This window comes from uncultured Acinetobacter sp., assembly GCF_947624825.1.
GTDB lineage: Bacteria > Pseudomonadota > Gammaproteobacteria > Pseudomonadales > Moraxellaceae > Acinetobacter.
In genome coordinates this window covers 1-14,296 of sequence record NZ_CANQLZ010000057.1, presented here as the reverse complement: position 1 = coordinate 14,296, position 14,296 = coordinate 1, and the positions used below count along the sequence as shown (strand labels likewise).

Below are 14,296 nucleotides of genomic sequence, written 5' to 3'. Positions count from 1 at the left end.
ACTGAAAACTGAAAACTGAAAACTGAAAACTGAAAACTGAAAACTGAAAACTGAAAACTGAAAACTGAAAACTGAAAGAGATAAAAAATTTAAATAATCTTCTAATCTTCTACTAAAGCTCGAAGTAAAAATTTTACCTCTGTATTTACTAGGATATTTTTCAAGTTTCGCTGCGAAATAAGATTTAAAAAGTAATCAACTAAGTATTTATTTTTTTAAACACATTGCTTTTTTTACAAAAAATACTTAGATTCATAGCAGTACAAAAATACATTGCTAGGTATCTATATGAATGGAAATAAAGCGTTGAAAACTGCAGTCGCTCAAAATAAAGGTGGTGTGGGTAAAACAACAATCACTGTGAATGTTGCAGTCGCTTTAGCCAATCGAGGTTATCAAGTCCTTATTGTTGACTTAGACGCACAATGTAATGCGACAAATCATATTAGTGTGACACCTGCAGTAGAATTGGCTTACTCTGTGGCTGATTTTTTTGATGACTATAAGCGCTTTGAGCCAAATCTTGCCCTATTAAAAGATCAACAAACGCGTTTTAATAATGTCAGTTTATTGCCAAGTTCAAAACGCATTGGCGATGCTGCACGTAACTTACAAAGAAATAGTCCAATTCCAAATGAAATCTTATCGCGTATTTTATCGCGTATAGAAGGTGACTACGATTTTATTTTGGTTGACTGTCCACCTGAAATTGAAACACTCACCTTTAATGCCTTAGTGGCTGTAAATAACTTCATCCTGCCTGCTCAAGGACAATATTCAATTGAGGGTTTTGAAAAGATTCTAGATGCAATGGACAGCCTAGATCGAATTAACCCTGAATTGAAAATTTTATGTCCTGTTTTAAATTTCTTCAAAAAAAACCAACTTGCTGATAAGAATATGAAGGAACAGCTAGAAGATGAATTTTCTACTGTGGTCCTAGAGGATCGGGTCATTCATCCTGAAATTGTGTTGATTCCACAGTCGGCTGTATTTGAGCAAGCTGCAATTACTAAAATGTCAATTTATGATTTAGCAGCAAGCAAATCTCCTGCAGTTGCCGCAATTAATTGTATTGTAGATTTGCTTGAACGACAGTATCAGCAACAAAAAGCAGCTTAAGGGAAAAGCTTTATGTCAAAGTTTAATCAGTTGCTTCATAAACAAAAGCAAGAAAAAAAAGTCACTTCAGTTCAAACTGAAAACCAGCAAACACAAGAGGAAAATTTGTCTCCGGTACAACGTCGTGCGCAAACTGGTAACCAGTATGGTAGTGCTTTAAAACGTTTAAGCGTAGATTTAATTGATCCGTCGCCGTATCAGCCACGTCTCGTTGCAGCTTTAGATAGTCAAGATCTACAAGATCTGGCCGACAATATTCGTCAACATGGACAGATCAATCCAATTGTTGTGCGTCCTAAAAATGGTCGTTATGAACTAATTGGTGGGGAACGTCGTTTACATGCTATTCGAGATATATTAAAGCTCAAAGACATTGATTGTTTGATCAAAGATGTTAGTGATGAAAAAGCTGCTTTAACTGCATTGGTTGATAATATTAACCGTGCAGACTTATCTGACTACGAAATTGCGCATGCATTATTAAATAACTGTGAACGTTTTGGTTATCCCATCGACAATGTTGAGTTTATAACAGAGAAATTTAATATTTCTCGTAATAAATATTATCGTTTGATCAGTCTGTTTGATTTGCCTGAATGTATTCGCGATGATTTAAAGGTCATGCCTGATGCTTTAAGTGGTTCAGGAGCCAGTCTTTTAAAAACAGCTTTTAATAAGGTCAAAGAACAACTTGGTCCACAACAGGCAAATGAACTTTTATATCAAGCTTGGAAAGATTATTTGACTTTAGATTTTGCGCATCATAGAAAACGCAATACACAGTTTATTAAAAGTTTTGAACAACAGGCGCAAACTTTGTATGAGGATGCTCAGCCTGTAACAAAAGATATGCACAGACCAGCTCCAGAGTTGGTACAGACGCCTACACCTAGTAAAGTTAAACCTCAACAAGAAAGTTTACTTAATGCGGCAGGCAAAAAGTTTGGCTCCTTAAAATGTTCTGAAAGCTTAAAAGGAAAAACAGTAGTGTCTATCCGTATGAGTGTAGAGGATTTGGATGAAACTAAACTTGATAAAATTAAAGCCTTTTTAAAAGAACTGGCTTAATTTTTTAATTTTCGTTGCGAAACATCAAAAAAGCACCGACTCGGTGCTTTTTCTACATCATGTATTTACACAAGCGAATCCAATAAAAATATATGCATCTTTAGCTATCATTTTAAAGTCAGGTTATGATGACAGTGTTTACAATTGCTATGGCACATGTTCAGGTGCAGTCAGGAGTATTATGCCACCCAAAAGTACAGGTAAATCTTCTAAAGATCATCTACCGAATCAGATGGTTATATCGATAGTTGCTGCGGTAGCAATCGCACATTTGTTAAATGACTTGATTCAAGCTGTTTTACCTGCAATTTATCCAATGCTTAAAATCGAATTTAATTTAAGCTTTTCACAAATCGGTTTAATCGCGCTTATTTATCAAATTACCGCTTCATTATTGCAGCCTTTTGTTGGGTTATATACTGACCGACATCCATTACCGTATTTGCTACCTGTTGGTATGAGCATCACGTTGATTGGCATTGCAGTAATGGCGTTTGCTACACATTTTTATATCTTGTTATTAGCAGCTGTATTGGTTGGGATTGGCTCTTCAACGTTTCATCCAGAAGCATCCCGTGTGGCACGTATGGCCTCTGGTGGGCGTTTTGGTACAGCGCAATCTGCTTTTCAAGTGGGTGGCAATAGTGGCTCTGCAATAGGCCCTTTGCTGGCTGCGTTAATTATTGTACCCAATGGTAAAAGTGCTGTGGCTTGGTTTATAGGTTTTGCACTTCTAGCCATTTTCATACTTTTTCGAGTGAGTCGTTGGTTGATTCAGCAAGCTCAGCTACCTAAAAAACAAAGTGCTGTTCAGCATACTGGCTTAAAGGGAATTTTACTGTATCGTGCACTTGGAGTGATTGGTGTATTAATGTTGGTCAAATTTACCTACATTGCAAGTATTAGCAACTATTACACCTTCTATCTCATGGAACGTTTTAGCTTAAGCCTTGTAGATTCGCAAGTTTACCTATTTGCCTTCTTAGCAGCAGTGGCTTTAGGTACGTTTGCAGGTGGACCCATTGGCGATAAAATTGGACGTAGTGCAGTCATTTGGGTGTCATTTTTAGGCATTATTCCCTTCGCTTTAGTTTTACCTTATGTGAATTTAATGTGGACAGTCATCTTGTCGATTATAATTGGTTTAGTCATCTCTTCGGCATTTTCAGCTATGGTCGTGTATGCACAAGAAGCTATGCCTGGGCGTGTAGGCTTGGTGTCCGGTTTAATGTTTGGTGTAATGTTTGGCATTGGTGGTATTGCAGCAGCAGGTTTAGGGGTATTGGCTGATCATTCAAGTATTATTTTTGTTTACCAACTATGTGCTTTTTTACCATTATTGGGTTTATTGACAATTTTCTTGCCTAAAACTCAACATTGAGTGTTAAAAAAGACCTACTCAGGTAGGTCAATATTTAGCTGCATTTAATGTCGAAGCGTTGCTGATAATAATTTAAAGTAAATTGCATCTGTTGGATAAGCTTTTCTTGACTGGTATCTGCCGGCTGAAGTGCTAAAAATGCCGGCATATACTGTTCTTGGTAAGTTTTAGGGTATTCAATACAAAGTAGCTTTTGACGCTGTAGTTTACTGAGTGTTGTATTTTCAATTTGATCGGTTAATAGGGTGATGTTATTGTCAGCTTGTTCAAAGGAACTTAAAGATTGAGTTTGAGGCTCAGAAGAGGATGTACTTTGTACTATTACATCATTTTTTTCACATCCCGCTGCGAAACTTATAAAAATTGCGCTAGCAAGGCAAAGAGTTCTTTTCATAAAATAAAGGTGAGGTTGGAATAAGCCTACATCATAGCGCAACGCACTATAGTTTGTAGCTATAGTGCGTCTTAATACCTCATAAATGTGGTTAAGCAGTTTGTTCTTGTATATACAGTGCTTGATATTGTTGACGTAATTGACGCTTTAAAATTTTACCACTGGCATTTTTAGGTAGTGCCTCAACAATGTGCACCGATTTAGGCATTTTATAAGCTGATAGATGTTTTTTACAATGCGCTAACAACTCATCTAAAACAAAGTGGTGTCCCTGTTTAATTACAATTACCGCTGTGATGGCTTCAATCCAATGTGGATGAGGTACACCAAATACTGCCACTTCTTGGATGGCATTAAAACGATAGATTACATCTTCAACTTCTCTAGTTGCAACGTTCTCACCACCTGTTTTCACCATATCTTTAATGCGATCTACAATATACAGATGACCGGTTGGTGCAAAATAACCTAAATCGCCACTATGAAACCAGCCATGTGCAAACGCTTCAGCAGTTTTATCATCTTGATCGGCATAACCTAAAGTTAAATGTGGACTTTTATGAACAATTTCACCAATTTCGCCAGTTTCAACTAAGCGCCCATCTTTAGCCATAATGGCAGTTTCCACGTGGAACGCAGGTTTTCCAACTGAAGTGGAAAATTCTTGATGGTCTTCAGGATAAAGCACTGTTGCAACGGGTGCCATCTCTGTTTGACCATAGAATTGCCAAAACTGAATATGCGGTAATTTTTCAAGTAAACTACTGATGACACTTTTTGGCATACTTGAGGCACCATAATAAGCTTTATTTAATGAACTTAAGTCTGTTAAAGCAAAGCTTTTGGCATTGAGTAATGCAATCCATGCAGTGGGTGGACAAAATAGTTTATTGATCTTTTCTTTTTCAATTAGCGCAAGTACGTGTTCAGGTTCAAAACCACGTAAAATATAACTGGTTGCACCTAAATATAGATCTACATTTAAAAACACATCAAATTGTGCGCAGTGATACAAGGGGAAAGCATGTAATTCCCGATCATTTACCTGCATCTCACCTTCTAAAATAGCACTCATATATTGCCACATCAGGGCTTCACTATTGAGAAGCACGCCTTTAGGCATAGATTCAGTCCCACTGGTGTACATCATACGAATGGGTTCATAGGCATTAAGCGGTTGTGGCGGTAAATGGCTTAGTTGCTGCGTAAAGCATTCATTAAAATTTTTCCAATTTGCTGAGCTTACACCATCATTTAAAGGGATTTGATAAAAATGAATTAATTGGTGTTTGGCTTGTGCTAAGGCTTCATCTACAGTTGGTGTGAGTTGATCTTCTGCGAAAATAACTTGGGTTTTGCTGTTTTCAATAATGTAAGCCAACTCTTGAGCATTGAGCATAAAATTGACAGGCACTGTAAGCACCCCGATTCGGGCAGCAGCAAAGTGAATGATAGGAAATTGCCAACAGTTATGCGAAAACAATAATAAACGATCGGATTTTTTTAACCCCATCTGTAATAAATAAGCTGCTAGTTGTTCCACTTGATCATGTAATTGTTGGTAAGTCAGCCGCGTGTTGCCATCAACCAATGCTAATTTATGAGGATGACGCTGTGCGCTCCTTTTAGGAATATCACTGATATGATAATTGCGAGCTTGTTGTACAGTGTTTGAAAGATTTGACATAAAGATTCCTTATTGTTTTATATTCCATGTGGTATTGCCTATATTTTTTATGATGGCATGTGATTACATTAGAGAAAAAATGAGACTTTGTATAGTTTGCATGAAAACTACTGTTTATTTAGTCAGACTATATCAATTAAAAATTTCGCTGCGAAACATCTAAAAGTCAATTGATTGTCTGAGCGAGGCATTTTAAGATGACTGCTTTACTTAAAATACAAAGCAACTTAAATTTGAGATCAGTTTAAGTTTCGCTGCGAAATTTATAAAAATATTTTTTAACTTTAAATACAACAAAAAACGACTATAGGACAAGACCAGTGAAACACGCATATATTGTTGACGCAGTACGTAGTGCGGGCGGACGCCGCAAGGGACGTTTAAGTGATATACATGCAGCCGATTTAGGTGCAGACATAATTAATGGATTACTCAGTCGTACTCAAGTTGACCCTAATCTCATTGATGATGTAATTTTAGGTTGCGTGACCCAAGGCGGCGAACAAGCATTTTCTTTTGCCCGTAATGTAATTTTAGCTTCACAGCTTCCAGATCATATTCCAGGGGTTACAATCGACCGCCAATGTGGTAGTTCACAGCAAGCTATTCAATTTGCAGCCCAAGCAGTCATGAGTGGCACACAAGATATGATTATTGCAGGTGGTGTGGAAAGCATGACCCGTGTGCCCATGTTTAGTAATATTCAATTGGCGAAACAAGCGGGTTTGGCAGCTGATCCTTTAAGTGACAGAATAAAAGCACGTTTTGGTGTAGACGCATTTAGCCAATTTCACGGCGCAGAACTATTGGCTCAAAAATATGATTTAAGCCGTGATGACTTAGATCGTTATGCATTACGCAGTCATCAACGTGCACAATACGCCATTGAACAGCAATGGTTTGAGCAAGAAATTATTCCAATTCAATTAAAAGATGGTACATGGCATCGCCAAGATGAAGGTGTACGCTTTGATACTAACTTAGATACCATTTCTAATGTACAAGCGTTACAACCCGATGGTGTGATCAGTGCTGCGAATGCAAGTCAAATTTGCGATGGTGCAAGTGCTTGTTTGATTGTGAGTGAACGTGCATTACAACAATATGGTTTAGTGCCAAAAGCGCGCATCATTAACTTAACTGTTAGTGCAGGTGATCCTGTGATCATGTTGGAACAGCCAATTTTTGCTACGCAACGTGCTTTAAAAAAAGCAGGTTTAACCCTAAAAGATATTGATCTTTTTGAAGTGAATGAAGCGTTTGCGAGTGTACCGTTAGCATGGATAAAAGCGCTACAGATTGACCCAGCCCAAGTCAATAAATATGGCGGTGCAATTGCATTGGGTCATCCATTGGGAGCCAGTGGTACAAAATTGATGAGCACCTTATTACATGCTCTACAACGCGAAAAGAAAAAATATGGTTTACAAACCATGTGCGAAGGTGGTGGCATGGCCAATGTCACCATTATTGAAGCTTACCTTTAAATAATCTAAAGCATGGACAAGCCCAATTTTATATCATGCTAAATTGAGGCTTGTTCTTACAATAAATTTGATCAGCAGATAACGATGCATAATCGCAGCGCAATAACCTAAAATACAACGATAACTCATTCAGTTGTAGTGTGGCTGCAATCATCTAAAGATGGTCTTTATGTAGACAATCAAATTGTAAACTTCAACATAACATGGCCAGTTGATTGGTTTGAGTGGTATAGCTAAATTAAGAAGATGAGCTACAATAGAAAAAACACTCAATTTTAAAATTATGCCAAAAACATATTCTGTCGATCTACGTGAAAAAGTCATGCAGTTTTATAAAGAATCGAAGCATAAATCGAAGACATGCGAACTGTTTAATATTGCAAGAACGACTCTAGATGATTGGATTCTACTCGAACAACAGACCGGTCAGCTCAAGCAGCCTAAATCTCCAAATATGGGACGTCCCTCATGCATTCTGGATCTGCAAGCCTTTGAAGCATTTGTAAAAACAACCCCATTTACCCAAGCCAAAGATCTTGTTCCTTTATTTGCATTGCACTTTGGATATAGCGTGAGTTATCAGGTGATCTTAGGTGCTCTCAATCGAATGGGCTGGACGCGTAAAAAAAGAGTTTTCTCTACAAACAAGCCTGCAAGTTAAGCCGTGCTGTATTTGAATGGTGTTTGCCTCAATGGAAAGCGCAATATGGTGAGGATCATATTCTTTACATCGATGAATCAGGCATCAATACCAATGAAACTGCAGACTATGGTTGGTCTCCCAAAGGAAAACGTTGTCATGCATTGAGGTCCGGTGGGCATGGTACGAGACTCAGCATGATCGGTGCTGTCAGATCAAATGCACCCTTCAAGTTTATTCAATCTTTAGTGTTTCAAGGTTCGTGTGATCGGAATATTTTCGTGTGTTGGTTAGCGTATTTGTTGCAGGGTTTGCAACACCCGGATATTCAGACTAAAAAATATTTGCTGATCCTCGACAATGCATCGATACACAAAGGAAAAGTGATCGATGATTTAGCAGCTCAATATCAGACGAGAATCGTTTATCTGCCTGCATATAGTCCTGACTTTAATCCTATTGAGAGAGCATGGTCGATCTTGAAAAGTAAAGTCAGGCACATGGTTGCTCAAGACAATATAAATCTCCCACAAGCTTTAGACATTGCATTTAACTTAATGTAGCTTATGTTTTTTATTTAGCTATAACTCACGGATCAGCTCAGTCATCTTTTTTTTAACTGAATTTCTGATAGGTGATTTGGTTTAAGTTTACAACAGCACTCATAAAAACAAGTACTACTCGGTAGTATGCAAAAAATTATTCAGCTTGAATTTTGCTGTATAGGTAGATGTAGATGAACTCTTTGCAAATATTAACGCGACAGCGCACTTTTTATCTTAAATGAGGAGCTGATTGTGTGCTGCAATTGATATTTTGTGCTGTATATATCGTTTTTTTCTTAGTCTTTAGTCTTAAATTCTATTATTGTTGACAATTGTGGTTGAAAAAAAGCAACTTTACTCGTATTTTGAATATATGTTGATCACATTGTTGACAATTTAATCAAGGATCGTATGGACGCTACATTAGATAAAAACCACAGCACGACTTTAATGCATCAGATTTTTGAAAAGATTCAAAATGCGATTGTGTGCGGTGATTTACCTGCTGGTAGCAAAATTTCTGAACCTGAGTTGGCACGTATTTACGGCATTAGTCGTGGTCCACTGCGTGAAGCGATTCATCGCTTAGAAGGGCAAAAATTGGTGGAGCGTACAGCGCATGTTGGTGCGCGTGTGGTGTCTTTGTCACGTCAGCAGTTGACTGAACTGTATCAAATTCGCGAGAACTTAGAAGGCTTAGCTTGTCGTCTTGCGGCACAAAATATTGATAAAGAGCAGATCCTCAGCTTAAGAGAAGTCTTACGTTTACATAGTGAAGATCCGAACTTTAAACAGGGCAAGGGCTACTATGTACAACATGGTGATGATGATTTTCATTACTGCGTGATTCGTAATTGTGGCAACAAGATTTTAGAAAAAATGTTGTGCCAAGAGTTATACCATTTAATTCGTATGTACCGTATTCAGTTCTCTAATACGCCAAATCGACCACGCAAGGCGCTGATGGAGCATCTGCGCATTTTAGATGCGATTGCTGAGGGAGATGGTGAATTGGCTGAATTATTGATGCGTCGTCATATCAGCGCGTCTTATCAAAATATTAAAAACAATATCGTTTTATAATCAGGAGAAATACATGTCACAACTTACAGCAGGGCAAAAATTCCGCGATGCGGTTGCAAACGAACATCCTTTACAAGTGGTCGGTGCCATCAACGCCAATCATGCTTTACTTGCCAAGCGTGCAGGTTATAAAGCGATTTACTTGTCAGGCGGTGGCGTTGCAGCTGGTTCGTTGGGTTTACCTGATCTAGGGATTAGTAATTTAGATGACGTGTTAACAGATGTCCGCCGCATTACCGATGTATGTGATTTACCATTGTTGGTTGATGCAGATACAGGTTTTGGCGCATCAGCATTTAATATGGCTCGTACCACCAAATCTTTAATTAAATTTGGTGCCGCAGCGATGCATATTGAAGATCAAGTGGGTGCAAAACGTTGTGGTCATCGCCCAAATAAAGCGATTGTAACCCAACAAGAAATGGTCGATCGTATTAAAGCGGCAGTGGATGCGCGTACCGATAGTAGCTTTGTGATTATGGCACGTACCGATGCCTTAGCGGTTGAAGGTTTACAAGCTGCAATTGACCGTGCTGGTGCATACATTGAAGCAGGTGCAGATATGTTATTCCCAGAAGCCATCACTGAACTTGAAATGTATCGCCAATTTGCACAAGCCACTCAAGCACCGATTCTTGCCAATATCACTGAATTTGGTTCAACGCCATTATTTACCACACAAGAGCTTGCTTCTGCTGATGTAAGCCTTGCACTATATCCATTATCGGCTTTTCGTGCTATGAACAAAGCGGCTGAAAATGTATATGTCACTTTGCGTCAAGAAGGCACGCAAAAAAATGTAGTTGATAGCATGCAAACCCGTCAAGAATTGTATGAGCGTATTAACTATCATGCATTTGAAGAGTATCTTGATGCAGCTTTTGTAAAAGCCAAATAAATTCTTGCAAACACTCAAATAAAAATCGCGCATGGAGCGCTAAGTAGCCAAACCGCCAAAATAAGGAAAATAATCATGACAAGTGCAGTCACCGCAATTAAACCAAAAAAATCAGTTGCTTTAAGTGGTCAAGTGGCAGGTAACACTGCGTTATGTACTGTAGGCCGCAGTGGTAATGATCTCCATTACCGTGGCTACGACATTATGGATTTAGCAGGTCAATGTGAATTTGAGGAAGTGGCTTATTTATTAGTCCACGGCAAATTACCCAATCAAGCTGAACTTAACGCGTATAAAGCTAAACTCAAAGCATTACGTGGCTTACCTGCAGGTCTAAAAACAGCTTTAGAACAACTCCCTCCTTCAGCGCATCCAATGGATGTCATGCGTACTGGTGTGTCGGTTTTAGGTTGTCTCAGCCCAGAACACGAAGATCATAACTATGCAGGCGCACGCGATATCGCGGACAAGTTAATGGCAAGCTTTGGTTCAATGCTATTGTATTGGTACCACTTTAGCCACAATGGCCGTCGCATTGAAGTAGAAACAGAAGACGATTCAATTGGTGGACATTTCTTGCATTTATTACATGGCAAAGCACCATCAAAAGAATGGATCGATGCCATGCACACATCACTCATTTTGTATGCAGAGCATGAGTTTAATGCTTCAACCTTTACGTCGCGTGTGATTGCAGGTACAGGCTCTGATATGTATTCAACCATTGCTGGTGCAATTGGTGCTTTACGTGGACCAAAACACGGCGGTGCCAACGAAGTTGCCTTTGTGATTCAACAACGTTACAACGATGCTGATGAAGCAGAAGCTGATATTCGTCAACGTGTTGCCAATAAAGAAGTGGTGATTGGTTTTGGTCATCCTGTTTATACCATTGCTGATCCACGTAATGATGTGATTAAAAAAGTCGCTTTAGACTTAGCTGATGCGCAAAACAACAAAAAAATGTATCTCATCGCGGAACGTTTAGAAGCGGTGATGAAAGATGTGAAAAACATGTTCCCGAACCTAGATTGGTTTAGTGCGGTAAGCTATCACCTTATGGGTGTACCAACAGCGATGTTTACCCCATTGTTTGTGATTGCACGTACCTCAGGTTGGGCAGCGCATGTGATTGAACAACGTCAAGATGGCAAAATCATTCGTCCAAGTGCCAACTACACAGGGCCTGAAGATTTAGAATTTAAACCATTGGCGGAGCGTGTGTAATGAATCAGTTGTACCGTAAAGCATTGGCCAATACAGGTTTAGATTATTACGATGTACGCCAGGCGGTTGAAGATATTCAAGCGGGCAGCTATGCCAAACTACCTTACACCTCTAAAGTGTTGGCAGAACAATTGGTACGTCGTGCCGAGCCGGAACAACTCACTGCATTTTTAACGCAGCTCATTGAAAATCGCCAAGATTTAGACTTTCCTTGGTATCCTGCGCGCGTGGTGTGTCATGACATTTTAGGTCAAACAGCATTGGTTGACTTAGCCGGTTTGCGTGACGCGATTGCTGAAAAAGGCGGTGATCCATCTAAAGTTAACCCTGTGGTGCCAACACAACTTATTGTCGATCACTCATTGGCTGTTGAATATGGTGGTTTTGACCCAGATGCTTTTGAGAAAAACCGTGCCATTGAAGATCGTCGTAATGAAGACCGTTTCCATTTTATTGAGTGGACCAAAACTGCCTTTGAAAATGTCGATGTCATTCCGGCAGGCAACGGCATCATGCACCAAATCAACTTGGAGAAAATGTCTCCAGTGATTCAAAACCGTGCTGGTGTGGCTTTCCCTGATACCTGTGTGGGCACAGATTCACATACGCCACATACCGATGCTTTAGGTGTCATCTCAATTGGTGTTGGCGGTTTAGAAGCTGAAAACGTAATGTTAGGTCGTGCATCATGGATGCGTGTGCCCGATATTATTGGTGTTGAATTTGTGGGGCAGCGTCAGCCGGGCATCACCGCAACTGATATCGTGTTGGCATTAACCGAGTTCTTACGTAAAGAACGTGTAGTGGGTGCATACCTTGAATTCTTTGGTGAAGGTGCTGATAGTATGTCGGTCGGAGATCGTGCGACGATTTCTAACATGACCCCTGAATATGGCGCAACTGCGGCCATGTTCTATATTGACCAAAACACCATTGATTATTTAACCCTAACAGGTCGTGAAGCAGAACAAGTCAAATTGGTTGAAACCTATGCCAAAGAAATTGGTCTTTGGGCATCGGATATGACTGAAGCTGAGTATCCGCGTGTACTGCGTTTTGATTTATCGACTGTGACACGTAATATTGCAGGTCCATCCAACCCACATGCACGTGTATCCACAAGTGATTTAAAAGCCAAAGGTATTGCAGGTAATTTAGAGGCTGCACGTGCGCAAGAAGCCGAAGGTTTAATGCCTGATGGCGCTGTGATTATTGCCGCAATTACCTCATGTACCAATACCTCAAACCCACGTAACACTGTGGCAGCCGGTTTGCTGGCACGTAAAGCCAACGAATTAGGCTTAGTGCGTAAACCTTGGGTGAAATCATCTTTTGCACCGGGTTCTAAAGCAGCCGCTTTATACCTAGAAGAAGCAGGTGTATTGGGTGATTTGGAAAAACTTGGTTTTGGTATTGTGGCCTATGCATGTACCACGTGTAATGGTATGTCTGGTGCATTAGATCCTGTCATTCAGCAAGAAATTATTGACCGTGATTTATATGCCACTGCGGTGTTATCGGGTAACCGTAACTTCGATGGTCGTATTCATCCATATGCCAAACAAGCATTTTTGGCATCTCCACCTTTAGTTGTAGCCTATGCGATTGCAGGAACCATTCGTTTTGACATCGAAACTGACGCGTTAGGCAATGATAAAGATGGCAATCCAATTTACTTAAAAGACATTTGGCCATCGGATGAAGAAATTGATGCATTGGTGAAGGTTGCAGTCAAGCCTGAGCAATTCAAAAAAATCTATATTCCAATGTTTGATTTAGGCGTGAATGCCAAGTCTGAAAGTCCACTCTATGATTGGCGTCCGCAAAGTACTTATATTCGCCGTCCGCCATATTGGGAAGGCGCACTTGCAGCACCGCGTACTTTAGCCAATATGCGTCCGCTTGCAATTTTGGGTGATAACATCACCACCGATCATTTATCACCATCTAACGCAATTGTATTAGACAGTGCCTCGGGTGAATACTTGAAGAAAATGGGCTTGCCTGAAGAGGACTTTAACTCTTATGCAACGCATCGTGGTGACCACTTAACCACGCAGCGTGCAACCTTTGCTAACCCGAAACTGTTTAATGAAATGGTGGTTCGCTCGGACGGTACGATTAAGCAAGGTTCTAAAGCGCGTGTGGAGCCAGAAGGCGAAGTAATGCGTATGTGGGAAGCGATTGAAACTTATATGAACCGTAAGCAGCCGTTGATTATTGTTGCGGGCAAAGACTATGGTCAAGGTTCAAGCCGTGACTGGGCAGCCAAAGGTGTACGCCTTGCCGGTGTAGAAGCGATCGTGGCGGAAGGTTTTGAGCGTATTCACCGTACTAATTTGGTAGGTATGGGCGTATTACCACTTGAGTTTAAAGCTGGTGTAGACCGTAAAACACTCGGTTTAGATGGTACTGAGCTATATAGCGTGATTGGTAATATTGCACCACGTTCTACTTTAACGTTGGTGATTGAGCGTTCTACACCTGAAGGTATGAACCAAATTATGGAAGTGCCAGTAACCTGCCGTTTAGATACAGAAGAAGAAGTGTCTGTATATGAAGCGGGTGGGGTATTACAGCGCTTTGCACAAGACTTCCTAGAAGCCAATGAAAATACTCAAGATGAACAAGCGATTGCTTAATACTTTTATTTAAAGTGATTGAAATTGTTTAAAAAATCCCTACCTTATGATCTGACCCCAAAAAGTTGGACTCCAAGTTAGGTAGATTCTAAGGACTGATTTCTGTATTCAACAGGGGTCAG

Annotated in this window: 12 protein-coding genes; 10 read left to right on the top strand and 2 right to left on the bottom strand. The window is 39.9% G+C overall.

Annotation, left to right across the window (positions count from 1 at the left end; all coding sequences use genetic code 11):
• Positions 1-288: 288 nt before the first annotated feature.
• From Q0017_RS11490 to Q0017_RS11480, 3 genes are all read left to right on the top strand, one after another.
• Positions 289-1,122 (top strand): ParA family protein, encoded by an 834-nt coding sequence (locus Q0017_RS11490; protein ID WP_298146900.1) that lies wholly within the window; start codon positions 289-291, stop codon positions 1,120-1,122.
• 12 nt (positions 1,123-1,134) lie between these two features.
• Positions 1,135-2,190, top strand: a complete 1,056-nt coding sequence (locus tag Q0017_RS11485) for a ParB/RepB/Spo0J family partition protein (protein ID WP_298146898.1) — start codon at positions 1,135-1,137, stop codon at positions 2,188-2,190.
• Between the two features lie 181 nt (positions 2,191-2,371).
• On the top strand, positions 2,372-3,571 hold the full coding sequence (locus Q0017_RS11480; RefSeq protein ID WP_298146896.1) for an MFS transporter: 1,200 nt from the start codon (positions 2,372-2,374) through the stop codon (positions 3,569-3,571).
• Between the two features lie 34 nt (positions 3,572-3,605).
• On the opposite strand, the gene Q0017_RS11475 is transcribed toward Q0017_RS11480, so the two are convergent.
• Both Q0017_RS11475 and Q0017_RS11470 read right to left on the bottom strand, forming a co-directional pair.
• Positions 3,606-3,965: a hypothetical protein gene (locus Q0017_RS11475; RefSeq protein WP_298146894.1), complete on the bottom strand. Its 360-nt coding sequence runs from the start codon at positions 3,963-3,965 to the stop codon at positions 3,606-3,608.
• A gap of 91 nt (positions 3,966-4,056) precedes the next feature.
• Positions 4,057-5,652 carry a fatty acyl-CoA synthetase gene (locus Q0017_RS11470; RefSeq protein ID WP_298146892.1) on the bottom strand — a complete coding sequence of 532 codons (1,596 nt, stop codon included), beginning with the start codon at positions 5,650-5,652 and terminating at the stop codon, positions 4,057-4,059.
• A gap of 320 nt (positions 5,653-5,972) precedes the next feature.
• Between Q0017_RS11470 and Q0017_RS11465 the strand changes: the two genes are divergently transcribed.
• The 7 genes from Q0017_RS11465 (at position 5,973) to acnD (ending at position 14,174) form a co-directional block, all read left to right on the top strand.
• Entirely contained in the window at positions 5,973-7,139 is a 1,167-nt protein-coding gene (locus tag Q0017_RS11465; protein WP_298146890.1) for an acetyl-CoA C-acetyltransferase, read from the top strand.
• Between the two features lie 283 nt (positions 7,140-7,422).
• Complete coding sequence (locus Q0017_RS11460) at positions 7,423-7,800, top strand: IS630 transposase-related protein (RefSeq protein ID WP_298145783.1); 378 nt, start codon at positions 7,423-7,425, stop codon at positions 7,798-7,800.
• A gap of 23 nt (positions 7,801-7,823) precedes the next feature.
• A complete protein-coding gene (locus Q0017_RS11455; protein ID WP_298146888.1) occupies positions 7,824-8,342 on the top strand; it encodes an IS630 family transposase in 519 nt (172 codons plus the stop codon).
• Positions 8,343-8,735: 393 nt separating this feature from the next.
• Entirely contained in the window at positions 8,736-9,407 is a 672-nt protein-coding gene (locus tag Q0017_RS11450; protein ID WP_298146886.1) for a GntR family transcriptional regulator, read from the top strand.
• 13 nt (positions 9,408-9,420) lie between these two features.
• On the top strand, positions 9,421-10,305 hold the full coding sequence (gene prpB / locus Q0017_RS11445; protein ID WP_298146877.1) for a methylisocitrate lyase: 885 nt from the start codon (positions 9,421-9,423) through the stop codon (positions 10,303-10,305).
• 75 nt (positions 10,306-10,380) lie between these two features.
• Entirely contained in the window at positions 10,381-11,532 is a 1,152-nt protein-coding gene (gene prpC / locus Q0017_RS11440; protein WP_298146874.1) for a 2-methylcitrate synthase, read from the top strand.
• Positions 11,532-14,174: a Fe/S-dependent 2-methylisocitrate dehydratase AcnD gene (gene acnD / locus Q0017_RS11435; protein WP_298146872.1), complete on the top strand. Its 2,643-nt coding sequence runs from the start codon at positions 11,532-11,534 to the stop codon at positions 14,172-14,174. Before prpC ends, acnD begins: the two co-directional genes overlap by 1 nt.
• The last annotated feature ends 122 nt before the right edge of the window (positions 14,175-14,296 follow it).